This is a genomic window from Oleomonas cavernae, from assembly GCF_003590945.1.
GTDB lineage: Bacteria > Pseudomonadota > Alphaproteobacteria > Zavarziniales > Zavarziniaceae > Zavarzinia > Zavarzinia cavernae.
Genome location: NZ_QYUK01000011.1, coordinates 2,159,319 through 2,185,529 on the forward strand (window position 1 = coordinate 2,159,319; position 26,211 = coordinate 2,185,529).

Annotated in this window: 23 protein-coding genes and 1 tRNA gene; 12 read left to right on the forward strand and 12 right to left on the reverse strand. The window is 66.0% G+C overall.

Annotated features, from left to right (window positions below; all coding sequences use genetic code 11):
• Nucleotides 1–12: 12 nt before the first annotated feature.
• The 5 genes from D3874_RS14180 to D3874_RS14200 all read right to left on the reverse strand — a co-directional run bounded on the left by D3874_RS14180 (nt 13) and on the right by D3874_RS14200 (nt 4,034).
• A complete protein-coding gene (locus D3874_RS14180) occupies nt 13–1,743 on the reverse strand; it encodes an ABC transporter ATP-binding protein/permease (protein ID WP_119778659.1) in 1,731 nt (576 codons plus the stop codon).
• 364 nt (nt 1,744–2,107) lie between these two features.
• Nucleotides 2,108–2,569 (reverse strand): hypothetical protein, encoded by a 462-nt coding sequence (locus tag D3874_RS14185; protein WP_119778660.1) that lies wholly within the window; start codon nt 2,567–2,569, stop codon nt 2,108–2,110.
• A gap of 17 nt (nt 2,570–2,586) precedes the next feature.
• Nucleotides 2,587–2,671: transfer RNA gene (locus D3874_RS14190), tRNA-Leu, on the reverse strand.
• 81 nt (nt 2,672–2,752) lie between these two features.
• Nucleotides 2,753–3,130, reverse strand: coding sequence for a hypothetical protein (locus D3874_RS14195; RefSeq protein ID WP_147385668.1), 378 nt, complete (start codon nt 3,128–3,130; stop codon nt 2,753–2,755).
• Nucleotides 3,131–3,257: 127 nt separating this feature from the next.
• Entirely contained in the window at nt 3,258–4,034 is a 777-nt protein-coding gene (locus D3874_RS14200) for a competence/damage-inducible protein A (protein WP_119778662.1), read from the reverse strand.
• Nucleotides 4,035–4,191: 157 nt separating this feature from the next.
• Between D3874_RS14200 and D3874_RS14205 the strand changes: the two genes are divergently transcribed.
• The 11 genes from D3874_RS14205 to D3874_RS14255 all read left to right on the forward strand — a co-directional run bounded on the left by D3874_RS14205 (nt 4,192) and on the right by D3874_RS14255 (nt 13,156).
• Nucleotides 4,192–5,007, forward strand: coding sequence for a hypothetical protein (locus tag D3874_RS14205; protein WP_147385669.1), 816 nt, complete (start codon nt 4,192–4,194; stop codon nt 5,005–5,007).
• 21 nt (nt 5,008–5,028) lie between these two features.
• Entirely contained in the window at nt 5,029–6,096 is a 1,068-nt protein-coding gene (locus tag D3874_RS14210; RefSeq protein WP_119778664.1) for a putative urea ABC transporter substrate-binding protein, read from the forward strand.
• 122 nt (nt 6,097–6,218) lie between these two features.
• Complete coding sequence (locus D3874_RS14215; RefSeq protein ID WP_119778665.1) at nt 6,219–7,256, forward strand: isopenicillin N synthase family dioxygenase; 1,038 nt, start codon at nt 6,219–6,221, stop codon at nt 7,254–7,256.
• A 100-nt stretch (nt 7,257–7,356) separates the two neighbouring features.
• Entirely contained in the window at nt 7,357–8,580 is a 1,224-nt protein-coding gene (locus D3874_RS14220; protein ID WP_233559947.1) for an MFS transporter, read from the forward strand.
• Nucleotides 8,581–8,623: 43 nt separating this feature from the next.
• On the forward strand, nt 8,624–9,454 hold the full coding sequence (locus tag D3874_RS14225) for an MBL fold metallo-hydrolase (RefSeq protein WP_119778666.1): 831 nt from the start codon (nt 8,624–8,626) through the stop codon (nt 9,452–9,454).
• 48 nt (nt 9,455–9,502) lie between these two features.
• On the forward strand, nt 9,503–9,844 hold the full coding sequence (locus D3874_RS14230) for a hypothetical protein (protein WP_119778667.1): 342 nt from the start codon (nt 9,503–9,505) through the stop codon (nt 9,842–9,844).
• A gap of 140 nt (nt 9,845–9,984) precedes the next feature.
• Nucleotides 9,985–10,695, forward strand: coding sequence for a DNA/RNA nuclease SfsA (sfsA, locus tag D3874_RS14235; protein WP_119778668.1), 711 nt, complete (start codon nt 9,985–9,987; stop codon nt 10,693–10,695).
• 46 nt (nt 10,696–10,741) lie between these two features.
• A complete protein-coding gene (gene map / locus D3874_RS14240; protein WP_119778669.1) occupies nt 10,742–11,560 on the forward strand; it encodes a type I methionyl aminopeptidase in 819 nt (272 codons plus the stop codon).
• Complete coding sequence (gene radC / locus D3874_RS14245) at nt 11,550–12,242, forward strand: RadC family protein (RefSeq protein WP_119778670.1); 693 nt, start codon at nt 11,550–11,552, stop codon at nt 12,240–12,242. Before map ends, radC begins: the two co-directional genes overlap by 11 nt.
• A gap of 439 nt (nt 12,243–12,681) precedes the next feature.
• The gene (locus D3874_RS29300) at nt 12,682–12,894 is read left to right on the forward strand and encodes a hypothetical protein (protein ID WP_199699066.1); all 213 of its coding nucleotides are present in this window, start codon (nt 12,682–12,684) and stop codon (nt 12,892–12,894) included.
• A gap of 67 nt (nt 12,895–12,961) precedes the next feature.
• Nucleotides 12,962–13,156, forward strand: a complete 195-nt coding sequence (locus D3874_RS14255) for a hypothetical protein (RefSeq protein WP_147385670.1) — start codon at nt 12,962–12,964, stop codon at nt 13,154–13,156.
• Nucleotides 13,157–13,165: 9 nt separating this feature from the next.
• Here the strand turns inward: D3874_RS14255 and D3874_RS14260 are convergent, their stop codons facing one another.
• Complete coding sequence (locus D3874_RS14260) at nt 13,166–13,606, reverse strand: PaaI family thioesterase (RefSeq protein WP_119778672.1); 441 nt, start codon at nt 13,604–13,606, stop codon at nt 13,166–13,168.
• Between the two features lie 135 nt (nt 13,607–13,741).
• Here D3874_RS14260 and purB point away from each other — a divergent pair, with 135 nt between their 5' ends.
• Nucleotides 13,742–15,040: an adenylosuccinate lyase gene (purB, locus tag D3874_RS14265; protein WP_119778673.1), complete on the forward strand. Its 1,299-nt coding sequence runs from the start codon at nt 13,742–13,744 to the stop codon at nt 15,038–15,040.
• 146 nt (nt 15,041–15,186) lie between these two features.
• On the opposite strand, the gene D3874_RS14270 is transcribed toward purB, so the two are convergent.
• The 6 genes from D3874_RS14270 to D3874_RS31210 all read right to left on the reverse strand — a co-directional run bounded on the left by D3874_RS14270 (nt 15,187) and on the right by D3874_RS31210 (nt 26,141).
• Nucleotides 15,187–16,908 (reverse strand): calcium-binding protein, encoded by a 1,722-nt coding sequence (locus tag D3874_RS14270; RefSeq protein WP_119778674.1) that lies wholly within the window; start codon nt 16,906–16,908, stop codon nt 15,187–15,189.
• Nucleotides 16,839–18,263 carry an integrin alpha gene (locus D3874_RS14275; RefSeq protein ID WP_119778675.1) on the reverse strand — a complete coding sequence of 475 codons (1,425 nt, stop codon included), beginning with the start codon at nt 18,261–18,263 and terminating at the stop codon, nt 16,839–16,841. The genes D3874_RS14270 and D3874_RS14275 overlap by 70 nt, the downstream gene beginning before the upstream one ends.
• A 35-nt stretch (nt 18,264–18,298) precedes the next feature.
• A complete protein-coding gene (locus D3874_RS14280; protein ID WP_158596031.1) occupies nt 18,299–20,449 on the reverse strand; it encodes a beta strand repeat-containing protein in 2,151 nt (716 codons plus the stop codon).
• A 54-nt stretch (nt 20,450–20,503) separates the two neighbouring features.
• Nucleotides 20,504–21,643, reverse strand: a complete 1,140-nt coding sequence (locus D3874_RS14285) for a calcium-binding protein (RefSeq protein WP_119778677.1) — start codon at nt 21,641–21,643, stop codon at nt 20,504–20,506.
• A gap of 155 nt (nt 21,644–21,798) precedes the next feature.
• The gene (locus D3874_RS14290; RefSeq protein WP_119778678.1) at nt 21,799–23,235 is read right to left on the reverse strand and encodes an integrin alpha; all 1,437 of its coding nucleotides are present in this window, start codon (nt 23,233–23,235) and stop codon (nt 21,799–21,801) included.
• A 98-nt stretch (nt 23,236–23,333) separates the two neighbouring features.
• Nucleotides 23,334–26,141: a beta strand repeat-containing protein gene (locus D3874_RS31210; protein WP_158596033.1), complete on the reverse strand. Its 2,808-nt coding sequence runs from the start codon at nt 26,139–26,141 to the stop codon at nt 23,334–23,336.
• Between the last annotated feature and the right edge of the window lie 70 nt (nt 26,142–26,211).

Below are 26,211 nucleotides of genomic sequence, written 5' to 3' on the forward strand. Positions count from 1 at the left end.
GCGCGGCCGGGCTTATTCGGCAGCGATGGTGCTGACCCCATCGCCGGTGGTCGCCAGATTGATCTCACGCTGGTGGAAGGCCTTGAGGCTGGAGCGGTGGCCGATCGAGATGATCGTGGTGTCGGGCAGACGCTCTTTCAGGATCGCGTAGAGATCCCGCTCCATCCCTTCGTCCATCGCCGAGGTGGCCTCGTCCAGGAACAGCCAATGGGGCTTCTGCGCCAGGGCGCGAGCCACGGCCAAACGCTGAAGTTCACCGCCCGACAGGCGCATCTGCCAGTTGTCCTCCTCGTCCAACTGGTCGACCAGGCCGGAAAGGCTGGCGTCGGCCAGGGCCCGACGAAGGGTCGCGTCATCGATCGATCCCTCGAGGGCTGGATAGGTTACAGCAGCACGCAGGGTGCCGACCGGCACATAGGGTTTCTGCGGCAGGAACAGGACGCGCTGCGAGGGTAGCGAGGCGGGCATATGGATATGCCCCTTGCCAAAGGGCCAGATGCCGGCGATCGCCCGGAACAAGGTCGACTTGCCCGAACCCGACGGGCCTGTGATCAAGGCATCCTCCCCGGCTTTCAGCCGGAACGAAGCGTTCAGCAGGGGCGTGCCGTCAGGCAGCGACAAGGCGAGATCCTCGACCTTGAAGTCCGTCGAGCCGGCATCGGCAGCATCGTGAATGACGTCTTCCGAAAGCGCCTTGGCCCGATCGATCGCCGCACGGAAGCTGGTCAGACGCTGAATATTTGCGGTCCATGACGCAAGCGCGGTGTAGGCGTCTACAAACCAGGACAAGGCGTCCTGGACCCGCCCGAAGGCGGAAACGATCTGCATCAATCCACCCAATTGGATGGCGCCCGAGAAAAGCTGTCCCACCCCCATCAGGAACGGAAAGACGACCACGGCCTGATTGAAGCCGGAAACGAACGTCTGCAACTTCATGCGCCGGCGAATGATCGCGTTCCAATTGTCGTGAATGTCGCCGAAGCGGCCAAGGAGGTGCTTCTGTTCGCTGCGCTCGCCTGCATAGAGGGCGACGCCTTCGGCATTTTCGCGGAAGCGAACCAGGTCATAGCGAAAGTTCGCCTCGACCTTTTCCTGGCGAAAATTGAGACTGACCAAAGGACGCCCGATGAAGTGGGTGATCAACGAGCCGACCAGGCAGTAAATGACTGCAACCCAGAGCATGGAGCCCGGGACCTGGAATTCGTAGCCGGCGATACCCAGCGGGAAATTACCCGAAAGGGTCCAGAGGATCCCGGCGAACGACACAAAGCTTACGACGGAGTTCATCAGGCCAAGGGTGAGCCCCAGTGTCGACGACACGAACTCGCGCAGGTCTTCCGCGATGCGTTGGTCGGGGTTGTCGGTGCCGTAGTCAGCCAGTTGAAGCCGGTAATAGGACCGCGCCTCCATCCATTCTCCGAGATAGCGCTTGGTCAGCCATTCGCGCCAATTGATCTGAAGCTTGAGGTTCAGTGCCAACTGCAACACCGCGACGCTGATAAAGATCGCCGCAAGACCCGAAAAGAAGAGGATTTCGGACCAGAATGCCGGCTGGTCGCGCTGTTCCAGCGCATCATAGAAGCGCCGATACCAGGAATTCTGGACGACGGTCAGGTAGACCAGGAACAGGTTCAGGCCGATGATGACACCCAGAAGGCTGAGAGCCTTCCATTTTTCTTCGGACTTGAAATAAGGCGCGGTCAAGGCCCAAAGCTGTTTCAGAAAGGTCCAGGCCTTTTTCATATGCCCCTCGTCAATTGGCGGAATCGCCCCCGCTCCTCCGCGAACGCGGCAGAGCATGCCAGAAACCCGGCATAATTGGGGCGCGGATCACAGCACGGATGCCTCGAGCCCCTATGTGAGCGGGATCACACCGGCGCGCGCGTCACGGAGGTGTCATCAATTTTTTCGGAACTTCCTGCCGGCCGGGCCGTTCCACCAATACGTCGCCTATGGCTAGGCGGCAGACATGGCCTCGCAGACGAGGCGCGGTACACGCAGGTCGTCTTCCCCCCTCAAGCCCCGACGGCCTGCAGCCCCAAAAGTACCGCGAAGCCCGGCCGTCCCCCTCCGGCCGGGCTTCCTTGCGTCTGGAGCCTCGCAGCCCTCAACCGCGCGGCAGGCAGTTCTCGACGATCTGGTAGCACTGGGCCAGACGGCTGGTGTAGCTGGCATCCGAGCCGCCGTAGACGATCCGGGTCACCGCGCCGTTGCGGATGGTGAAGCTGGCCCGGCAATTGTCGTCGTCGACATAGGAACTGCCGCCCAGCGGCAGGCCCAGGCCATAGCCGACATTGCCGCCGCCGCCGAAGAAGCCCAGGCCGAAGCTGGGGCCCGAGGCATAGCCGCTGACCTTGCGGCTTTCATAGGTCAGCACTTCTTCCCCCGGATTGGCCTGCATGGCCGCCGCCGGCGCCCCGGCGCACGACAGGAGATCGGCCTTGCGCAGGCCGACCAGGCTGGTCTGCGCCTGGGCCGCCGCCTCGGCACGGGGATTGGCGCAGCCGGCGAGGCCGGTGGCGGCAAGCCCCAGGCCGATCAATCCCAGGATCAGCGATCTGTGTTCCATTGGCGCCCTCCTCCCGATGGTGCCCGCTGCCGGAATCGAACCGGCACGACATGAGTCGAGCGATTTTAAGTCGCTTGCGTCTACCAATTCCGCCAAGCGGGCCAGGATCGGGAGGCCAGCCGGAACGGGGAACGCCCGTCGGCCGGTCCGCCTTCTAGCACGCCTGGATACTGTCCGCAGCCCTCAGCTCAACACCGAATAGCCGCGGTTGCGCATGCAGTTGTCGATCACCCGGCGCTTCTCGGCCTCGGCCGAGACGCCGCCGCGCGCGGCGCCGCCCGCGGCGCCCAGACCGGCGCCGGCCGCGAGGCCCGAGCCGAAATTGCCCGAGAACGAACCGATGATGCCGCCGGCGATGGCGCCCAGCGCGGCACCCCCCAGCGCGTTCGAGGCCATTTCGTTGCCGGTCGGCACCTGGTCGGCCAGGTTCTGGCAGTAGGCGATGTCTCGGTCGTAATAGCCCGGCGGGGCCTTGGAGGTCTGCGGGTCGATCACCGGCCGATAGCCCGAGGCACAGCCTGCCATGGCAAAGGTCATGAGGACGGCGACAGCTTTCTTCACGTCAATCTCCTTGAGCGCGGCCGGCGCGCCCGCCCCGGGCCGCACCGTACCGATCCAGTATAACCCAGGCGCCCCCACCTAGTTGCGACGGCCGTCACAAAAGCCGCGAATGTCGCAGGCCGGCCACTCAATCGGGCAGTTCGCCGGGGTGCCCTTCGATCCCCGCCGCGCTCAGCGCGCCCACCAGCACGTCGTAGGCCGCCTCGAGCCGGGCCTCCTCGCGGCCGCGCAGCACCAGGGCGGTGCCCAGGGCGTTGCGCTTGAAAAACGGATAGCTGCCCATGTCGACATCGGGGAACTGCCCCTGCGCCGTCTCCAGCAGCTCGGCGATCTTGCTCTCGCCCACCAGCACCGAGACGGTGCGCGACAGCACGCTGCGCCCGCCGGCAATGAACGCGCGCGCGCCCTGCAACTGCGCGCGCATGATCGAGGGCACGCCGGCCAGCACGAAGACATTCTCTATCTTGAAGCCCGGCGCCTTGGAGATCGGGTTTTCGATCAGGTCGGCGCCCTCGGGCACCCGGGCCATGCGCCGGCGCACCACGGTCAGCTCGCCCGGCGGGTAGTAGTGTTCCAGCAGGGCGATCGCCGCCGGATGCTCGACCAGCGGCAGGCCGAAGGCCTTGGCGATCGAATCCGCGGTGATGTCGTCGTGGGTCGGGCCGATGCCGCCGGTGGTGAAGACATAGTCGTAGCGCGCCCGCAGGGCATTGATGGCGGCGACGATCTCGCTCTCGATATCCGGCACCACCCGCGCCTCGCGCATTTCCACGCCCCAGCCGTTCAAGGTCTTGGCCAGGTGGTTGAGGTTGGCATCCTGGGTCCGGCCCGAGAGGATCTCGTTGCCGATGATCGCAAGGGCGGCCGTATAGATCCGGGGGGGCGAGTCGGTTGATGGGGTCATGACGCCGCATTATAGGGCTTCGAACCCGAACGGAAAGGGAGGGGCGGCAGTCGAAGGTCATAGGTCAAATCTATGACCACCATTGACAACTACCCCCTACCGCAATGCAACATTGCCCAGCATCGTTGAGTGAGGGGACCCGACACTGGAGCCAAGAGTGCCGACGATCGCATCGCTAAAAGGTTTGTGGCAGCGCTCGCTGATCGCTTGGCCAGACGGCCGGCGTGACACCACGACCGCGGTGCGCTGGCTCCAGGGGCCCGGTTTCTATATCGATCTGCGCCAGGCCGCCGGCCGGCCCGACTTCGCCGGCGTGGCCGGGCTGGCGGACCTCGATGCCGATCAGCTCCGCTGGCTGGCGGGCCAGGAAGGCTTTGCCGGCGAACTCGTCTTCGATGGCAGCCATTTCGAATGGCAGCGGCTGATCGATTTCCAGCCCCAGGCGGTCTATTCCGACGCCGGGAGCCTGCGGTTCGAGGGCGATACCCTGGTCGAGGAAGGCCGCGACCTGCCCTATATCGAGCATTGGCACCGCGACGCCGCCGCCACGGCGCCCTGTGCGGCGGCGCGCCTGGCCAACACCCAGGACGGCCGGCGCGGCTTCATCGTGCGCTCGGGCCCACGCTTCATGTATGCCCGCGACCGGGCGCTGGCCCTGCCCGACCTGCCCAGCCTGGGCGACGCGGTCGAGGCCGCGGCCGATCTCGACACCGCACGGGCTCTGGTCGATTGCGAACTATCCTTCGGCGACATCGGCCCCGACGGCTGGACCATCCGCCATTCGAGCCTGCCCTTCCGGGAAGGCGCCGACTTGAACCCCATGGCGGCGGGCGGGCCGGGAGACCTCGTCACCCTGGATACCGCCCCCGATGGCACCGCCGCGACGCGGACTTGGCGGGTCGAGACCCTCCAGGGCGCCTTCGACGACTTGCTAGCCTTCACCCTGCCGCGCGCCACGGCCCTGTCCCGCTGATCTGTCACGAGGAGACGTTAAATGTTCCGACGCCTAGCCGCCCTGGCGGTTGCCCTGATGTTTAGCCTGACCCTGCTGCCGGGCTGGGCCCATGCCGCGCCCAGGACCGAGTTCAAGGTGGCCTGGACGATCTATGCCGGTTTCATGCCCTGGGCCTATGCCCAGGAGAAGGGCATCGTCAAGAAGTGGGCCGACAAGTACGGCATCAAGGTCGAAATGGTGCAGGTCAACGACTACATCGAGTCGATGAATCAGTACACCGCCGGCCAGTTCGACGGCGTGCTGGCCGCCAGCATGGACTCGCTGACCATCCCCGCCGCCGGCGGCGTCGATACCTCGGTGGTTATCCTGGGCGACTATTCCGCCGGCAACGACGGCCTGGTGATCAAGGGCAAGGGCAAGACCCTGGCCGACATCAAGGGCATGACCGTCCATGTCGTGCAGTTTTCGGTCTCGCACTATCTGCTGGCCCGCGCGCTGCAGTCGATAGGCCTGAGCGAGCAGGACGTGAAGACCGTCAACATCTCCGACGCCGACTTCGTCGCCGCCTTCACCACCCCTGACGTGCAGGCGCTGGTGGCCTGGAAGCCGGGCCTGAGCGATATCGAGAAGATGGAGTCGACCACCGTCTTCGCCTCGGAGAAGATCCCGGGCGAGATCCTCGACATCGTCACCGTGAACACCGCGACCCTGAAGGAGAACCCGGCCCTGGGCAAGGTGCTGGCCGGCGCCTGGTACGAGACCCTGGCGCTGCTCCAGAAGGGCGATGCGACCAGCACCGAGATCCTGGAATACATGGCCAAGGCCTCGGGCACGGACGTGCCGGGCTTCAAGACCCAGCTTGCCACCACGCACATGTACTACACGCCGCAGGCGGCGCTGGAGGCCCTGCGCGCGCCCACCCTGGCGGAAAGCCTGGCCCTGGTCTCGAAATTCTCGTTCGACCACGGCCTGCTGGGCAACGGTGCCGCGAGCCCTGACGTGGTGGGCATCGAAATCCCCGGCGGCAAGATCCTGGGCGATCCCAAGAACGTCAAGCTGCGCTACGACGACACCTTCACGGCGCTCGCCGCCGAAGGGAAATTGTAACACCATACTTCCCTCGTCATCCCGGACGGAGCGCAGCGCAGATCCGGGATCTCGGGGGGATTGGCTTCTGGTCACGAGATCCCGGCTCAAGGCCGGGATGACGATTGTTGAGGAATAATTGCATGGCCGTCCCCGGCGATTTCGCCCATATCCCGATCGTCGACATCGCGGGCCTGCGGTCCGGCGATGCCGACGCCCGTGCCCGCGTGGCGCAGGCGCTGGGGACCGCCGCCCGTGAAGTCGGGTTCCTTTATGTCACCGGCCACGGCCTCGACCCCGCCCTGATCGACGGCCTGCTGAGGGCGAGCGAGCGCTTCTTCGCCCTGCCCCTGGCCGAGAAGATGAAGGTCTACATCGGCAACTCCACCAACCACCGCGGCTATGTGCCCGAGGGCGAGGAAGGCTTCTACGGCAACCCGGCCGACATCAAGGAGGCCTATGACCTCTCGATCGACTTGGCCCACGACGATCCCGACTATGTCGCCGGCAATCCCTTCCTGGGCCCCAACCAGTGGCCGCCCCTGCCCGGCTTCGCCGAGGCGGTCAGCGCCTATTACCAGGCCATCTTCGCGCTGGGCCTCGACCTGCTCGACGGCTTTGCGATCGCGCTGGGCGAGGAACCGGCGGTGTTCCGTGCCCATGTGACCAAGCCGCCCAGCCAGTTGCGCCTGGTCCACTACCCGTTCAACCCCACGGCGGAGGACCGCCTGGGGATCGGCGCCCATACCGATTACGAGGTCTTCACCCTGCTGCTGGCGACCAAGCCGGGCCTCGAGGTGATGAACGGCGCGGGAACCTGGATCGACGCGCCGCCGGTGCCGGGCGCCTTCATCGTCAATGTCGGCGACATGCTGGAAACCTGGACCAACGGCGAATTCGTGGCGACCTCGCACCGGGTGCGCAAGGTGAAGGAGGAGCGCTATTCCTTCCCCCTGTTCTTCAATGTCGACTATCACACCCATGTGGCGCCGCTGCCCCGCTTCGTGAAGGACGGCCAGCCGATGCGGGTGGGCCTGAGCGCCGGCGAGCACCTGTTCGCCCAGACCGCACAGACCTTCAATTACCTGCGCCGCAAGCTGGAAGCCGGCGAGATAAAACTGCCCGAGGGCGCGCTGGGCCTCTCCTCCTTCGGCCAGGAGGCCCGGCAGAAGACGGCCTGAGCCCCGGCACAGGCGCATGGGGCCTTGAGCAGCGGACGGATTCAAGGGATGGCGGACCCGTGCTAGCGTCGCGACGCCCTGCGCGAGGTTCCCGTCCACCGTGGCCGATATTCCCATCGAATCCGATCGCCTGCTCAGGCACCGGTCGTTCAGGCTGTTCTGGACCTCGCGCGTCCTCTCCTCCCTTGCCTTCCAGATCGCTTCCGTAACGATCGGCTGGCTGGTCTACGAGAAGACCGGCAGCGCCTACCAATTGGGCCTGGCCGGGCTGTTCCAGTTCCTGCCCATGGTCACCCTGACCTTCGTCGTCGGCCATGTCGCCGACCGCTTCGACCGGCGGCGCATCGTCTTCGTCTGCCAACTGGTGGAGGCCCTGACCATGGCCCTGCTGCTGCTGGGCGAATGGGGCGGCTGGCTGGGCGTCACCGGCATTTTCGCCGGGCTTGCCGCGATCGGCGCGGCGCGCGCCTTCGAGCACCCGACCAATTCCGCCCTGCTGCCGGGCCTGATGCCCGCCGCCCTGCTGCCCAAGGCGCTGGCGGTGTCGTCGTCGGCGATGCAGACGGCGACCATCGTCGGCCCGTCGCTGGGCGGCCTGCTCTATGCCGCCGGGGTCGAGGTGCCGATGGCCCTCTCGGCCCTGCTGTTCCTGGGCGCCAGCCTGTCCATGGCCGCCCTGCGGCTGGAGCGCACCCCGCCCCGGCGCGAGCCGGTTACCCTGCGCTCGGTCTTCTCAGGGGTTACCTTCATCCGCAACCAGCCCCTGGTACTGGGCACCATCTCGCTGGACCTGTTTGCGGTCCTGCTGGGCGGCGTCACCGCCCTGCTGCCGATCTTTGCCAGCGATATCCTCCACACCGGCCCCTGGGGCCTGGGCCTGCTGCGCTCCGCCCCGGCGGTGGGTGCGCTGGCCATGTCCTTCGCGCTGGTGCGGGTACCCCTGGGCGATCAGGTGGGCGCCAAGATGTTCGCCTCGGTCATCGTCTTCGGCCTTGCCACCATCGTGTTCTCGGCCTCACAGAATCTCGCCCTGTCGATCGCCGCCCTGTTCGTGCTGGGGGCGGCCGACAATGTCAGCGTGGTGATTCGCAACTCACTGGTGCAACTCTCGACCCCGGACGAGATGCGCGGCCGGGTGAACGCGGTCAATTCCCTGTTCATCGGCACCTCGAACCAATTGGGCGAGTTCGAATCCGGCATGGTGGCCGGCCTGATCGGCGCGGTCCCGGCCGGCATCGTCGGCGGCGTCGGCACCGTCCTGGTGGCCCTGTTGTGGATGCGCCTGTTCCCGGTTCTGCGCAAAGCCCAGTCGCTCGGCGGGTGAAGCCGGCTATCATCCCGGCACCGACTGCGGGGGAAAGCCGACGATGCGTGTCCATCACCTCAATGCCGCCACCATGTGCCCGATCGGGGCCAAGCTGATCCGCGGCACCGGCGGCCTGTTCGAGCGGGCACGCATGGTCTGCCACGTCCTGCTGATCGAGACCGATGACGGGCTGGTGCTGGTCGATACCGGCATCGGCACCGGCGACATTGCCGATCCCAAGCGCTTGGGCGGCGCTTTCGTGAAGGTTCTGGGCGCAAAGCTGGACCCGGCCGAGACGGCCGTCGCCCAGGTGAAGGCCCTGGGCTTTTCCGCCGACGATGTCCGCCACATCGTGCTGACCCATATGGACCTGGATCACGCCGGGGGCCTGGGCGATTTCCCCAAGGCCAAGGTGCATGTCCATGCCCGCGAGCACGAGGCGGCCATGGCGCGCAAGTCGATCCAGGCCAAGAGCCGCTACATCCCCGGCCAATGGGCCCACGGCCCGGACTGGCAGCTCTACGATGCCACCGGCGAGACATGGTTCGGCTTCGATGGCGTGCGCGCCCTGGTGTACAGCGATGCCGAGGTCCTGCTGGTCCCGCTGCACGGCCACACCGCGGGCCACTGCGGCGTCGCCGTTAACACACCCGAGGGCTGGCTGCTGCATGCGGGCGATGCCTATTTCTTCCATGGCTCGGTCGCGGAGGAAGCCTACACGCCGCCGGGCCTGCGCTTCTTCCAGCGCGTGACCGACACGATCAGCGCGACCCGCAAGCGCAACCAGGAACGCCTGCGCCAGCTCAACCGCACCAAGGGCAAGGAAATCGCGATCTTCTGCGCCCACGACACCACGGAATACGATCGCTGCTGTGCGCAAGCTCATTTTTGAGCGTCGGCGGACGTGCTATGGTTCCCGCCGCAACGTCAGGGGGAAACCATGTTGCGCCAGAAGACATTCGCCCTTTGGGCCGCCGCCGCTTTCCTGTTCGCCGCCGCACCCGCCTGGGCCACCGGCCTCAGCATGAACGAGGCCCCGCTGGCGGCGGGCACCACGCTCGACCAGTGCAAGGCGGCGGGCAAGAAAGCCATCTCGGACGCCGGCCTGAAGGCTCTGCCGGAATCGCCGCTCTCGGTCTTCGGCACGGCCGATCCCGATATACTAGCCGCGATCTACTGCCTGCCTGAACGCGGCACCGCCATCGTCGCGGTGGCCGGCACCGACAACCAATTCACCAAGCCCGTGCTGGCCAAGCTGCTGGCCGGAATGGGCGTCAAGTAGGGCTCGCCTTTTGAAAACTCGTCATCCCGGCCTTGAGCCGGGATCTTGTGACGCTTATGCATCGGAAACACTGGTCGCAAGATCCCGGATCTGCGCTGCGCTTCGTCCGGGATGACGCATTTTTGGGATGGTCTGCCTCGTTGAAGTTTGAGAGTCCACTGGTCCCCGCGCGCCTGGTCCGTCGTTACAAGCGCTTCCTCGCCGACGTCATCCTGGATGGCACAAGCGAGGTCGTGGTGGCGCATTGCGCCAATCCCGGTTCGATGATGGGCCTGTGCCCGCCGGGCGCCCGGGTCTGGCTGGCCGCCGCCAAAAACCCTGCGCGCAAGCTGCGCTGGTCGTGGCGGCTGGTGGAGATCGACGGCGGCCTGGTCGGCCTCGACACCAGCCTGCCCAACGCCCTCGTCGCCGAGGCGCTGGCGGCCGGGCAGATCGCGGCCCTCGCCGGCTATGACCGCCACGCCCGGGAAGTGGCCTATGGCCGCAACAGCCGCATCGACCTGTTGCTGTCGGACAGTCGCGGGCGCCCGGATTGCCTGGTCGAGGTCAAGAACGTGACCTTGAGCCGCCGCCCGGGCCTGGCCGAATTCCCCGACAGCGTCACCGCCAGGGGCACCAAGCACCTGGAGGAGTTGGGCGACGCGGCGGCGGCAGGCCGGCGGGCCGTCATGCTCTACCTGGTGCAGCGGACCGACTGCGACCGCCTTGCCCTGGCCGCCGATATCGACCCGGCCTATGCCCTGGCATTCAAAAAAGCCATGGCGCGCGGCGTCGAGGCGCTGTGCTATGTTTGCAGTGTCGGGCTGGACGGCATTGCGCTGGGCCACCCCATACCCATATCCCTGGAATGACCCTATCCCTGGAACACCAATGAACAGGACAGCGCAGGCGCCGGTGATGGAAGAAGTCGACGCCTATGTGAATCGCCGGACGGAGAAGATCAAGATCCACGGCGCGGCCGATTTCGACGGCATGCGGGCGGCGGGCAGGCTTGCCGCCGAATGCCTGGACATGCTCACGCCCCTGGTGAAGCCCGGCGCGCTGACCGCCAAGCTGGACGATGTGGCGCGGGAATTCATTCTCGACCATGGCGCCTGGCCGGCGCCCTATCAGTATCGCGGCTTCCCCCGCTCGATCTGCACCTCGGTGAACCATGTCATCTGCCACGGCATCCCGGGCGAGAAGAGCCTGAAGGACGGCGATATCCTGAATATCGACGTGACCGTGATCCTGAACGGCTGGCACGGCGACACCAACCGCACCTATCCGGTCGGCGACCTGCCGGTGAAGGCGCGCCGCCTGATCGACGTCACCTATGATTCCATGATGAAGGGCATCGAGGTGATCCGCCCCGGCGCCACCTTCGGCGACATCGGTGCGGCGATCCAGAAACATGCCGAGGGCTTCGGCCTGTCGGTGGTGCGCGACTTCTGCGGCCACGGCCTGGGCCGCGTGTTCCACGATGCCCCCAACGTGCTGCACTACGGCCGGCCCGGCTCGGGCCCGATGCTTGAGGCCGGCATGTTCTTCACGGTCGAGCCGATGATCAACATCGGCAAGCCCGACGTGCGCATGATGGCCGACGGCTGGACTGCGGTAACGCGCGACCGCTCGCTCTCGGCCCAGTTCGAGCATTCGGTGGGCGTGACCGACACCGGCGTCGAAATCTTCACCACTTCCCCGGCCGGCCTGACCAAGCCGCCCTATGCCGTCTGAGCCGGCGGAGGTTCCGCACTACCACGGCCACCGGGCGCGCCTGCGCGCCCGGTTCCGGGAGGCCGGCGGCCAGGGCATGCCGGATTACGAGATCCTGGAAATCCTGCTCTCCCTGGCGATCCCGCGCCGGGACGTGAAGCCCCTGGCCAAGGACCTGATTGCCCGCTTCGGCTCCTTCGCCGGGGTGATCGCGGCGCCGCTGGACCAGATCGAGGCCATGGACGGCATGGGCGAGATCGCCCCGACCGCGCTGAAAGTGGTGCAGGAGGCCGCCCTGCGCCTGCTGAAGGCCGACGTCGCCAAGCGGCCGGTGATCTCGTCCTGGACCGCCCTGCTTGACTATTGCAAGGCCCGCCTGGCGCGCGAGGCGCGCGAAGAGGTCTACGTCCTCTATCTCGACCGCAAGAATGTCCTGATGGCCGACGAGGTTCACGGCAAGGGCACGGTCGACCAGGCGCCGCTCTACATCCGCGAGGTGGTGAAGCGGGCGCTCGACCATGTCGCCTCGGCCGTGATCCTGGTCCACAACCACCCCTCGGGCGACCCCAGCCCCAGCCGCGCCGACATCGAGATGACCAAGGACCTTGCCGCCGCCCTCAAGACCGTGGGAATCGCCCTGCACGACCACCTGGTAATCGGCCGCCAGGGCCACGCCAGCTTCAAGAGCCTGGGGCTGCTTTAACTGAATCGGCGCCGCACAAAGCCCTCTCCTCCGCGGGAGGAGAGGGTTGGGTGAGGAGGTCGAGGGGACAAAATACCGGCATCTCGAGGCGGCCCGACCCACCTCCCCCAGCCCCTCCCCCCGCAAGCGGGCGGAGGGGAGTGGCGGCGGCGTCTGCCACGTCCACTCCACTCTAACTCATTGATTTTCCTACCGCTTTGCAATCGCCGCTCGGTTGGGCCAGACTGGCCCGCTCATCGGCCGGGATTGTGACCCGGTCCCATTCCAGCGTGCAGCGCGCCCGGCGGACCCCAGGTCGGGGCTGAAGCGTTGCCGCAGGGGGTACGTCGTACCAGCCCTGCACCTGATCGAATGGAGGCAGCCATGCCCATCGTCCAAGAGCCATCGCCCTCGTCCCGCCCCCATCCGTCCGGTTGGGCCAGCCGGCGGGGGACGCGGCGTGACGGGCGATCTCGAACGGTTACTGCCTCCACCCGATCGCGCCGCCTTCTTTCTCGATTTCGACGGCACCCTGGTCGACCTTGCGATGCGGCCCGATGCCATCGAGGTGCCGGCGGCATTGATCTGGCTGCCTGCCCGCCTGCGCTTGGAGGCGGATCAATCCGGTGCCGGGGAAGACGTCGCACTGGCGCCGACCGCCGGCCAGCGCTGATCCAGATCAATGCCGGCCCATGGCCGCCGCGTTCATGATTGAGCGTTCATCACTGTTGGAGGCCGCCATGACCAGAATGGTTCCGGCTCTCGCCACCCTCGCCACCCTCGCCACCTTCCTGGGCGCCACCGCGGCCCGGGCCCAACCGGACCTGCCCACTGGCTGGTTCGAGGGCACCCCCTGGTGGATCGGGCTGACGCAGGCCACCGCCATGCTGCTGATCGTGGCCCTCACCGCCCTGACCCTGCGGCGGAAACTGTAGGGCTCGGCCCTACTTCGGCATCAGGCAGATCATGGTGCCCAGGAAACTGGCGGTCTCGACCCAGATGCCGCTTTCCTGCAGGGCCGAGACCCGCGCCTCGACCACGGTCACCGTGCGCCCGGTACGCACGGCCCTGGCATCGGCCTTGAACCGCACGCCGCGGCCCGGCGCCATCAGGTTGACCTTGAATTCGATGGTCATGACGTCCGCCCCTTCGGGCATGGTGGTCAGCGCGGCATAGCCGGCGGCGGTATCGGCGATGGTCGAGGTCACCCCGGCGTGAAGTGCCTGATGCTGCTGGGTCAACTTGGGATCGAAGGGCATTTCGATCACCACCCGCCCCGGCTCGACCAGGGTCAGTTCGGCGCCAATCAGGCCGAGGAAATTCTGCTGCTGAAAGTTGGCGAGGACGCGCTGTTGGACCGGCGTCTTGGGGATCAGTGTCGGCATCAGGCAAGGCTATCAGCTTGAACCGGCGGCCTCCACCGTCATCCGTCTGGCGCAGGCCGCTCATGTCCTGCTTGCCTTGGCCTGTCTCTGTCGCTAGTGACGGCGGATCAAAAGCTCATTCTCAGGCACCGACACATGATCCCCCGCTATTCCCGTGCGAAAATGGCCGATCTCTGGACCCCGGAGGCGCGCTACCGCATCTGGTTCGAGATCGAGGCCCATGCCGCCGACGCCATGGTGCCGCTGGGCATCGTCCCCGCGGAAGCCGCCAAGGCGATCTGGGAACGCGGCGCCTTCGACGTCGCGCGGATCGACGAGATCGAGCGCGAGGTCAAGCATGACGTCATCGCCTTCCTGACCTCGGTTGCCGAACATGTCGGGCCCGAGGCCCGCTTCATGCACCAGGGCATGACCTCGTCCGACGTGCTGGATACCTGCCTCGCCGTGCAACTGTCGCGTGCCGCCGACATCCTGATCGAGGATATCGATGCCCTGCTCACGGTGCTCAAGCGCCGGGCCCTCGAGCACAAGGACACGGTCTGCATCGGCCGCAGCCACGGCATTCATGCCGAGCCGATCACCTTCGGCCTGAAGATGGCCCAGGCCTATGCCGAGTTTGCCCGCGGCCGCGCCCGCCTGGTCGCGGCGCGGGCGGAAGTCGCCACCTGTGCCATTTCCGGCGCGGTCGGCACCTTCGCCAATGTCGACCCCAGCGTCGAAGCCTATGTCGCGGAAAAGATGGGGCTGAGCGTCGAGCCAGTCTCGACCCAGGTCATCCCACGCGACCGCCATGCCGCCTTCTTCGCCGCCCTGGCCGTCGTCGCCTCCTCGATCGAGCGCCTGGCGACCGAGGTCCGCCACTTGCAGCGCACCGAAGTGCTGGAAGCCGAGGAGGCCTTCACCAAGGGGCAGAAGGGCTCGTCGGCCATGCCGCACAAGCGCAACCCCGTGCTCTCGGAAAACCTGACCGGCCTCGCCCGCCTGGTGCGCTCCGCCGTGGTGCCGGCGATGGAAAACGTCGCCCTGTGGCACGAGCGCGACATTTCCCACTCGTCGGTCGAGCGCGGCATCGGCCCCGATGCGACCGTGCACCTGGATTTCGCCCTGGCGCGCCTGACCGGCCTGATGGACGGGCTGGTGATCTATCCTGAGAACATGCAAAAGAACCTGGACCGCCTGGGCGGCGTGGTGCATTCCCAGCGCGTCCTCCTGGCGCTGACCCAGAAGGGCGTTTCCCGCGAGGACAGCTACCGCATCGTCCAGGAGAACGCCATGCGAGTGTGGCGCGGCGAGGGCGCCTTCCTCGATTTCCTGAAGGCCGACCCCAAGGTGACCGACGCCCTGTCGGACGCGAAGCTCGAGAGCCTGTTCGACCTCGGCTACCACACCAAGCATGTCGATACGATCTTCAGGCGGGTGTTCGGCGAGGCATAGCCCCCTTCCCACATCGTCATCCCGGACGGAGCGAAGCGCAGATCCGGGATCTTGGCGTCGGTGTTCTCGGTGCTTGAACCGTCGCAAGATCCCGGCTCAAGGCCGGGATGACGAGGGTTTCAAAGGGCGCGCCGAGTTCTTCGAGGTTACGCGAACAAGAAATCGTCCGACTGAAGATCACCCAGCAGCGTATCGGCCAAGGTGAGTTTGTTGCCGGCGCTCCAAGTAATCACCACCGCGGTGTCCGACTGCACGGCATGGGCCATGATATCGGCGAAGCCGGCGAAGAGGCCGTCCTGGAAACGGATGACGTCATCGGCCTCGAAATCGGTGATCGTGTCCTTGCCGAAGCCGGCGCCGAAGACGAAGGTGTCGCGCCCCACGCCGCCGGTCAGCGTATCCGCCCCGCCCAGGCCGGTCAGCGTATTGTTGCCGACATTGCCGGTCAGGTGGTTGTTGAGCGCATTGCCGGTGGCGGTGCTGTTGCGGGTGCCGAGCAGGACCAGGTTTTCGATATCGTTGGTCGAGGTTCCCGGCGTGCCGCTCGCGCTTCCGTAAACGGCCGAAAGCGAATAGGCCTGAAGCGTCGTCTGGACAGTGTCGTTGCCCGAGCCGGAAACCGGGCCACCGGCAAAGCTGCCCTCGTCAACCACATCCGACGCATTGTCGACGACGTAGCTATCGTTGCCGGCACCGCCCGTCATCCAGTCGATGCCGGTGCCGCCGTCCAGCGTGTCATTCCCGCTACCACCTACCAGGTGATCATCCCCGGTGAGGCCCTGCAACACATTGGCCCCACCGCCGCCCTGGATGTAATTCTCTAGGTTATTTCCGGTGCCGTTGGCGGCGCTGCGGGTGGTGATGATCAGTTCCTCGAACCCGCCCGACAGGGTGAAGGAGACCGCGCTTCGCACCGTGTCGTAGCCATCGCCATGGGCTTCGGTGACGACATCGCCGAGGGTATCGACGATATAGGTATCGTCGCCCTCGCTGCCGCGCATGAAGTCGTCGCCGGTGCCGCCGTCCAGCAGGTCGTTGCCGGTGCCCGCCCGCATGATGTCGTTGCCGGCGCGGCCGAACAACTGGTCATTGCCCGCCTCGCCGTTCAACTCGCCGGCGGCGCCGTTGTCGGTCATCACATTGTCGAGGGCGTTGCCGGTGCCGACGTTGGCACGCGTGCCGCGGAACAGCAGCGCTTCGAGATTGTCGCCCAGGACGATGTCGTAGGTGGCCTCCACGGTGTCGTAGCCGGCATCGGCCGCCTCCTCCACCGTGTCCTCGTCGACGATATAGGTATCGTTGCCCAGGCCGCCCCGCAGCGTGTCGTGGCGGAAGCCGCCGTTCAGCGTGTCGTCGCCGTCCCCACCGACCAGGAGGTTTACGCCCACACTGCCGGTGCCGATGAAATTGCCGGTGCCGACATAGACGAGGTTTTCCACGTCGTTGCCCAGCTTGTAGGCGGCCAGGGTCGTCTCGACCGTGTCGGTGCCGGCGCCCGGCGCCTCGACCACCACATCGCCCGCGTCGTCGACGACATAGGTATCGTTGCCCAGGCGGCCCGCCATGCGGTCGGCACCCAGGCCGCCGTCGATGCGGTTGTCGCCGTCGGTGCCGCTCAAATCGTCGGCCCCGGCCGTGCCGATGATGTTCTCGATGCTGATGAGCGTGTCGTTGCCCAGGCCCGGCCCCGTGGCCGTGCCGGCCACCAGATCGGCGACCACGCCGCGCGTGGACCCGGCGAAGCTGACGGTGTCATCACCCTCGCCGCCATCCAGGATGTCACCGCCCGGCCCGCCGGTCAGCAGGTCGTTGCCGCCCACGCCGCGCAGGTGATCCTTGCCGCCGGCGCCGTCGAGGACGTCATCCACACCGCTGCCGACGTGGAAATCATCGCTGGCCGAGCCTGTCCAATTCTGCGCCGGTCCGACCTGGCCGAAGATGATGTGCGTAACCCCCGGCGTCCAGCTCGGATCGAGAGGGTCGGCGTTCCAGGGGTACCGGCCGCGAGATCGCCGATGCCATCGCCATTCACATCGCCCGCACCCTGAAGGTTGTGAAGACCCGCCGCGATGACTTCAAACCCATTGCTGCCGTTCAGCGCGCCGACATTTACACTGGCGGGGATGGCGTCGGAACGGCCGAAAATCACATATCGTCCACTGACGATCAGGTCGGCCAGCGTGTCACCATTGAGATCGCCCGCCGCAGCGACGAGGGTGTTGCCGCCAAGCACCGAAAAGCCATTGGTGCCGTCCAGCGCCGAGGGGTCCACGCTGGCGACGCCGTCCGCCCGGCCAAAGACGACGTAGATGATTGGTACGGCCTGCGGTCCCTGGATCATGGCATCAAGGGCGACATCGTCCAGCCCATCACCATTGACGTCCCCCAGGGAAACAACAGCCCTGAGGTCGCCGACTGGCAGGTCCAGCTTGAATCCATCGGCACCGTTCAACTGCCCGACATCGACGCTGCCGCCCAGGGCGCGGCCGAAAACGACATAGGCATCGTTATTGTCGTCACGAGCGACGACGTCGCCGAAGCCATCGCCATCGACATCACCGGCGGCATCGATCGAACGGAACGTCGCCCCGGTCACCTTCAGGCCCGTGGCGGCATCAATCGTGGCCGGCGCGACATCATCGGGAATACCCGTGGCGCTGCCGAACACGATCGTGCTGGTGCCCACGGTGACATCCGCGAACCCATCGCCGTTCACATCGCCTGCCGCCGCAAAGCCTGAATAGTCGGAGGTGGTGCCGCCGGTCAGGTGGTCCCCACCGCCATAGATGACATAGGTATGCGGCACGTCGACCCAGACATAGGAATAGGGATCGGTCACATCGATCTGGTAGTAGGAGCCAGAGCCTTCGATCATGAAATCGGCGAAGCCATCGCCGTTGATATCGCCCAGACCCGCGACGCGCTGGCCGAAGTTCTCCTCATAGCGGCCCATGAAACTTGGCCCGCCGTCCCACAGATAGATGTCAGCCGCAGGCGAAGCCCTGCCCTCGAAGACATTCACCGTGCCGATGGTGTATTGCGACCAGCCTTCCGCGAAGGGGGCTACGATGGCGACATCGTCGAAACCGTCGCCGTTGATGTCGCCCAGTCCGGCCACCGAATAGCCGCTGCCGCCATGATCATAGGTTCCGCCGCCAATCAGGCGAAAACCATTGCTGCCGTCCAGAACGACCACGTCGAACTGCGCTGGAAAGTCTGGCATCAGTTCCCCCGGACCCGGCAGCAGCCGAGCGATGGTTACGCGAACAGGAAGTCGCCGGCGTTCATGTTGGCCAGCGCATAGTTGTGGATGGTAATGATATTGGCGCTGTCCAAGGTAATGACAATATCCACCCCCACCTGAGCCGCGTGAGCCTGCACATCGGCGAAGCTTGTGAACAGGCCATCCTGCATTCGGATCATATCATTGTCGGCAAAGTCCGTGATCCGGTCGCGGCCGAAACTAGTGCCGAAGACAAAAGTGTCCGCGCCATTGCCACCTATCAACGTGTCGTTGCCGCGCAGCCCGGTCAGGACATTGGCCCCGTCACCGCCCACCAGCTTGTTGGCCAGGCTGTTGCCCGTACCGTTCGCCCAGGCGGCGGTGAGGACCAGATTCTCGACGCCCGAGCCCAGGGTCCAGGACGCATTGGCCCGCACCGTGTCGATGCCATCGCCATCGGCCTCCGAAACGACGTCATTCGCGGCATTGACGACATAGGTGTCATTGCCCCGGCCGCCGCGCAGAATATCGTTGCCGGCGCCGCCATCCAGCCGGTTGTCGCGTGCATCACCGGTGATCACATCGGCACCGCTGGTACCGATCACGTTTTCGATGCGGATCAGCGTGTCGTTGCCCTGGCCACTTGCCTTGCCAGTGGCCAGATTGACGGTGACACCGGCCGAGGCCGCCTCATAACTGGCCGTGTCGATCCCATCGCCGCCGTCCAGCCGGTCATCGCCCGCATCGCCGGCCAGACTGTCGTCACCCCCCAGGCCCCGCAGCTCGTCGTCGCCGTCCCCACCCCTCAACCTGTCCGCCCCGGCACCGCCGGTGATGAGATTGGCGAGGCCATTGCCGCCGCCGACGAAGCTGCCCGTCCCGATGTAGGCGAGATTTTCCACGTCGGCGCTCAGCGTGTAGGCGGCCAGCTTGGCCTGCACCGTGTCGACCCCGGCGTCGCGCGCCTCGATCACGGCGTCGCCCGCATCGTCGACGACATAGGTGTCCTTGCCCAGGCCGCCCCGCAGGATGTCGGCCCCCGCCCCGCCATCCAGGCGGTTGGCGCCATTGTGGCCGGTGATGTCGTCGGCACCGCTGGTGCCGATCACATTCTCGATCCGGATCAGCGTGTCATTGCCCAGGCCACGGCCACTTGCCTTGCCGGTCACGAGATTGACGACGACACCGCCCGAGCCGGTCGCGAAACTGGCGGTGTCATAGTCATCGCCGCCATCCAACCGGTCACCGCCTGAACCGCCGATCAGCATGTCGTCGCCGGCCAGGCCCCTGAGATCGTCATCGCCGCCGGCGCCCGTCAGGACGTCGCCCCATTCAGTACTGTTTGCCCCCGTGATGACATTCGCGAGCTCGTTGCCGGTCCCGCGCAAATAGGAGAGATAGGCGGTCTCGATATGGGTGAGGTTCTCGACACCGGCGCCCAGCGTGTAGGTCGACAGCGCGGTCAGCACCGTGTCGATGCCACCGCCGGGCGCTTCGACGATCGTGGCCCGGAGGTCGTTGATCACATAGGTGTCATCGCCAAGGCCGCCACGCAGGAAATCGGCCCCGCCCCTGCCTTCCAGGCGATTGGCGGCCGCATCGCCGGTAATATCGTCGGCACCGACGGTGCCGGTCACATTCTCGACGCTGATCAGCGTATCGGTGCCCGAACCGTCACCGGTTGCCGTGCCCGTCAGCAGATTGACGGTGACAGGGCTCGAGGCATTGGCATAACTGGCCGTGTCGGCACCATCACCGCCATCCAGCCTGTCCGAGCCCAGGCCGCCGATCAGGATATCGTTGCCGCCCAGGCCCTTGAGATGATCGTCGCCCACACCACCATCCAGCGTGTTCGCCAAACCATCGCCGGTGATGTCGTCAGCCCCCTGCGTGCCGATGACGTTTTCAATGCTGTGCAGGTAGTCATTGCCCAGGCCATGGCCGGTGGCCCGGCTTGTTGTCAGGTTGACGGTCACCCCCGCGGACGAGGCCGCATAGCTGGCCGTATCGATCCCGTCGCCGCCATAAAGCCTGTCGCCGCCGGCACCACCGATCAGCGTGTCATTGCCGCCCCATCCCTCGAGTTCGTCATTGCCGCCCGCGCCATTCAGGACGTCATCACCCGAGCCGCCTTCAATATGGTCGGCGGATGGACCTCCGGTGGAACTCCAGTAGGCCTGCGTCACAAGGATATCTCCATTGGCAAAGTACAGGGTCGTCGGCACCCATGACATTGGTGGTTACGCGAACAGGAAGTCGCCGGAGTTCAGCAGGCCCACCCCATAGTCTTGAAGCGTGATGGTATTGGCCGTGTTGTAGGTGATCACGACATCCGACCCGACCTGGACGGCATGCATCACCACATCCGTGAAGTCGGTGAACAAGCCATCCTGGAAACTGATCACGTCGGCCGAGGCAAAATCGGTGATCGTGTCTTTGCCGAAGTTGGCGCCGAACACGAAGGTGTCCGCCCCGCCGCCGCCGGTCAGGATATCGTTGCCACGCAGGCCGGCCAGGGTGCTCGCACCGTTGCTGCCGGTCATCACATTGGCCAAGCTGTTGCCGGTGACCGTCACCGCCTGCGACGTGGTGACGATCAGGTTCTCCAGGCCCGAGCCCAGGGTGTAGGAGACACTGGTCCGCAACGTGTCGACACCGTCGCCGTTGGCTTCCGAGACCAGGTCGGTCACGGAGTCCACGACATAGGTATCGTTGCCCAGGCCGCCGCGCAGGTTGTCGTCGCCGGTGCCGCCGTCCAGCCAGTCGGCCCCGTCACCGCCCAGCAGCTTGTCGCTGCCGCCCTTGCCCAGCAGCGTGTCGTCGCCGCCGAGGCCTTCGAGCGTGTTGTTGGCGCCGTTGCCGGTAAGCGTGTTGGCAAGGCTGTTGCCGGTGCCGGACAAGGCAGCGGTACCGCGCAGCAGCAGACCCTCGACATTGGCGCCCAGCGCGTAGTTCAGCGTGGTCTCGACCGTGTCGAAGCCGGCATCCGCCGCCTCCTCCACCACGTCGCTTGGATGATCGACGACATAGGTGTCGTTGCCCAGGCCGCCGCGCAGCGTGTCGGTGCCGCGCCCGCCATTCAGATCGTCGTCACCCGCACCGCCGGTCATGACATTGGCCAGGGTGTTGCCGGTCGCGTCGAGATTGCCCGTGCCCACGAACGTCAGGTCCTCCAGCTCGGCCCCCAGGACATAGGCATGGAGCGAGGTCAGCACCGTGTCGTGGCCGGCGTTCCGCGTCTCCACCACCACATCGCCCACATTGTCGACGACATAGGTATCGTTGCCCAGGCGCCCCGTCAGGCGGTCGGCACCCAGGCCGCCGTCGAGGCGGTTGTCGCCGCCGTCGCCGCTGATGTCGTCGGCCCCGTTCGTGCCCATGACGTTCTCGATGCCGACGAGCGTGTCGTTGCCCAGGGTGTGGCCCGACGACGTCCCCGCGGCAAGATCGACGGTGGCGGCATTGATGGTATTGCCGAAGCCGACCGTGTCGTTGCCGGCGCCGCCGTCGAGAAGGTCGCCGCCGCCGCCGCCGATCAGCAGGTCGTCACCGCCCAGCCCCGGAGGTAGTCGTTGCCGCCGGCCCCGTTCAGGACGTCGTTCTCCGGGCTGCCGCCATGGTTTTCGCGGGCCGAGGTACCGACCCAGTTCACGGCTGACGCCGCATGGCCCAGGATGACGTGGACCGAGTTTTCCAGCCGCGTGCCGGCGACGAGGTCGTCGACCCCATCGCCGTTCACGTCGCCCGCGGCCTGGACGATCAAGCCGCCCCAGCTGCTGGTGGTGTCTATGCCTGTGGCCACGATCTGGAAGCCATTGTCGCCGTCGACGCTGGTGGCATCGAGGCCCCCCGTGCCGACATCCGCCCGCCCGAAGACCACGTAATCATTGCCGATCAGGAAATCGTCCAGACCGTCGGCATTGATGTCGCCGGCCCGGCCTACCCAGCGCGTGCCGGCATTGACGATCTGGAAGCCATCGCTGCCGTCCACGGCACTCGCGTCGATCGCGGCGGGGCCGGCCGCCCGGCCATAGACGACATAATACGGATCGCTGCTCGTCCGGCCCGACATGCTGACGACGAGGTCGTCCAGCCCATCGCCGTCGACGTCGCCGACCGTACCGACGGTCCTCGCATCGGTCAGCTTGAAGCCGTTGGTGCCGTCAAGAGACGTGAGGTCGAAGAATCCGGGCGCGAGGCCCGCGCCGCCGTAGACCACATAGTGGTCGACGCCGCTGGAATCGCTGACGCCCACCACCACGTCGGTGATCCCGTCGCCGTTGACGTCGCCAGCCCCATTGATTTCAAAGGGCGACGCCCCCGTGAAGGCGAGGCTCGGGGCGCTGCCGCGGTTCACATTGTCGGGAAGGCCCGTGGCACTGCCAAAGACCACCTTGGGGTGGGAGCCGTCCTGGACATAGACGACGACATCGTCAAAGCCGTCGCCGTTCACATCGCCGAGCGGCACCAGCCACGATGGGTCGACGTCCTCCAGGCCGCGGTCGCCGAAGCGCTTGCCGGTCGTCGCCGCGCTGCCGCCGCCATACTGGATGCGGCCGTAGTCATGGAAGAATATTTCTGTCCAGGAATCGCCGTATTCGTATTCGTAGTAGGTTTCCGTTGCGTAGAAGGCATGGTGGTCGAAATCGGCGAAGCCGTCGCCGTTGACGTCGCCGATCCCCACGATCCAGCTCTCATACTCGGTGAGATCGTCGGGCAGCGTGGCCGTGCGGGTTTCGAAAGGAAATTCGTTGCTGACGGTGGTCGACGGCGCGAATGGCCCCTGCCCCCCGAGCAAGATGGTTGGCCCGTCGAAGGAATTGACGGCAATGTCATCAAAGCCGTCGCCATTGACGTCGCCCAGGGTGGCGATCGAGTAACCGAAATTGTAACTGCCGGCTTCGCTGACAAGGTGGAAACCGTTTTCGCCGTCGAGATCGGCGAGGTCGAAGGTCTCTGCAAAGGCTGGCATTCGTCCCTCCCCCGGGAACAGGTAGCAGCAGGGCCACTATATACTATCGTGGGGTGCCGGGCGACTCCGGTACCCCACGATGGTAAGCAGTCCGCGGTTTACGCAAACAGGAAGTCGCCGGCGTTCAGGTTGCCGAGCACATAGTTTTCGATCGTGATCGTGTGGGCGTGAGCGTGGTCGATCACCACATCGGCCCCCGATTGGCTGGCATGGGCCATGACATCGGCGAAATCGGTGAACAAGCCGTCCTCGAACCTGATCAGGTCGTTGGCGGCGAAATCGGTGATCCGGTCATGGCCGAAGCCGGTGCCGAAGACGAAGGTATCGGCGCCGCTGTCCCCGGTCAGGGTATCGTTGCCGCCGCCGCCGGTCAGGACATTGGCCCCGTTGCCGCCGGTCAGGATGTTGGCCAGATTGTTGCCGGTCCCGTTTGCCGCCTGTGACGTGGTGATGATCAGGTTGTCGAGGCCCGAGCCCAAGGTGAACGACACGCTGGTCCGCACCGTGTCGACGCCGCCGCCGTTGGCCTCGCTGGCCACGTCCCCCACGGAGTCGACGACATAGGTGTCGTCGCCCAGGCCGCCGCGCATGCTGTCGTCGCCGGTGCCGCCATCGAGCAGATCGGCCCCCTCGGCGCCCAGCAGCTTGTCGTTGCCGCCCTTGCCCAGCAGGGTGTCATCGCCGCCGAGGCCGCTCAGCGTGTTATTGGCGGCATTACCCGTCAAGGTGTTCGCAAGCCCGTTGCCGGTGCCCGACAACGCGCCGGTGCCACGCAGCAGCAGGGCATCCACATTGTCGCCCAGGGTGTAGTTCAGCGTCGTCTCGACGGTGTCGAGGCCCTCGCCAACCGCCTCTTCGACCACATCGCCTGGATGATCCACGATATAGGTATCGTCGCCCGTGCCGCCGTGCAGCGTATCCGTGCCACGGCCCCCGTTCAGCTCGTCATGGCCAGCGCCGCCGTACAGGACGTCATTACCCAGGCTGCCGTTCAAGGCGTCGTCGCCGCTGCCGCCTTCGATGTTGTTCGCCAGCTTGTTGCCGGTGGCGCTGAAATTGCCCGAGCCGACATAGGTGAGGTTTTCCACGTTGGCGAAAAGCGTCAGCGCGGCCAACCTCGTCTCCACCGTATCGTTGCCCTCGTTGGGGTCTTCGCCCAGGGTGTCGCCGACATTGTCGACGACATAGGTATCGTCCCCGAGGGACGCGTCCATCAGGTCGGCGCCAGCCCCGCCGTCCAAGCGGTTGTTGCCGAAGCTGCCGATGATGAAGTCGTCGAATTGGCTGCCGATCACATTCTCGATGCTGAACAGCGTGTCGTTGCCGATGCCGGGTCCGGTCGCGCCTCCCGTCAGAAGCTGCACGTTCACACCGCCCAGGGCGCCCACGAAAGAGGCCGTGTCGATACCCTCGCCGCCGTCGAGGATGTCGCCGCCGGGGCCGCCGATCAGGGTGTCGTCACCGCCGATGCCTTTGAGGTGGTCCTTGCCGCCGGCGCCGTTCAGGATGTCGTCGTCGCCGCTGCCGACATGCAGCTCATTGGCCGAGGTACCCACCCAGTTCTGCGCCGGGCCGACGTGGCCGAAGATGAAGAAGACCATGCCCACGGCATTGGGATATTGTGCGTAGCTGTACTCGCCGGCCGGATCATCGGCGAAAGGCGTGCCGACGGCGAGATCGTCGAAGCCGTCGCCGTTGATGTCGCCAGCAGCGGTGAAGTTCCAGCTTCTGATGTCGATCCCCGTGCCGACGACAGAAAAGCCATTGGTGCCGTCGAGGGTGCTGACGTCGATGTCGGGAACCGTGAAGCCGGCCTGGCCGAACACGACATGGCCGCTGTTCAGGACGAGGTCTCCCAGGCCGTCGCCGTTCAGGTCGCCGGCGGCTTTGGCGGTCGTGGTCGAGCCGGTGATGCGGAAGCCGTTGGTGCCGTTGATCGAGGCGAGATTGATGCCGGCACCGAAACCGGAAGCCTTGCCGAACACGACATAGGAGGTGGCCGCGCCCGAGGCAAAGACCACGATATCGTCGAAGCCATCGCCGTTCACGTCGCCCGCCGAGGCGACCGACCTGCCGGCCATGTCGCCGGCTGCCGCGCCGACGATCTTGAAGCCCGTCGTGCCATCAACCGTGGCCGGGTCGAAGCTGGCCGCGAAGCCGCCGGCCTTGCCGAAGACGAGATAGGCCTCGCCCGAATTGGTGCCGTTGGTGTCGGCCTGGCTGTTGCCGATGATGAGGTCGCCGAAGCCGTCGCCGTTGACGTCGCCCGCAGAGGTGTAAGGGCCGACGACGCCGGTCAGCGCAAAGCCGTTGGTGCCATCAAGGCCCGTGGCATCGACGAATTCAGTGAAGCCGCCGGCCTTGCCGAAGACGACGCTGGTGCCCAGGAACAGGTCGCTGAAGCCGTCGCCATTGACGTCGCCCGCGGCGCTGACCGTGCCGTCCTGCACCTTGAAGCCGTTGGTGCCGTTGACAGTCACCAGACTGTAGGGCAACGCCCCATCCGAGCCGAAGACGACATAGTTCGCCGGCGTATAGTAAAGGGTGCCGCCGCCCCCACTGGCGATGAAATCGGCGAAGCCGTCGCCGTTGACATCGCCTGCCCCCTGGACGCGACCGAAATATTCGTACTCGCCGCCTTCGGGGACGAATTCGAAGCCGCCCAGGCTGCCCAGGGCCGGATGCGGCGCGTCCGTGCCCCGGATGAGTTGCACGGCGCCGTCGTACCAGGCGCCGACGCGGGTGGCGCCGGACAGGACATCATCGAAACCGTCGCCGTTGATATCGCCGACGCCGGCCACATGGTCGCCGTTGAATTCCGCCTGATAGTCGCCAGGCCCGACAAGGGCGAAGCCGTCAGAGCCGTTCAGGGCAGCCAGATCGATCGTGGACGGAAAAGCCGGCATGTGTCCCCCGAACGCTATGCAGCACATACGGCGATTATACCCGCCTGTTGTTGCAGCCTTGCGGCTGAGC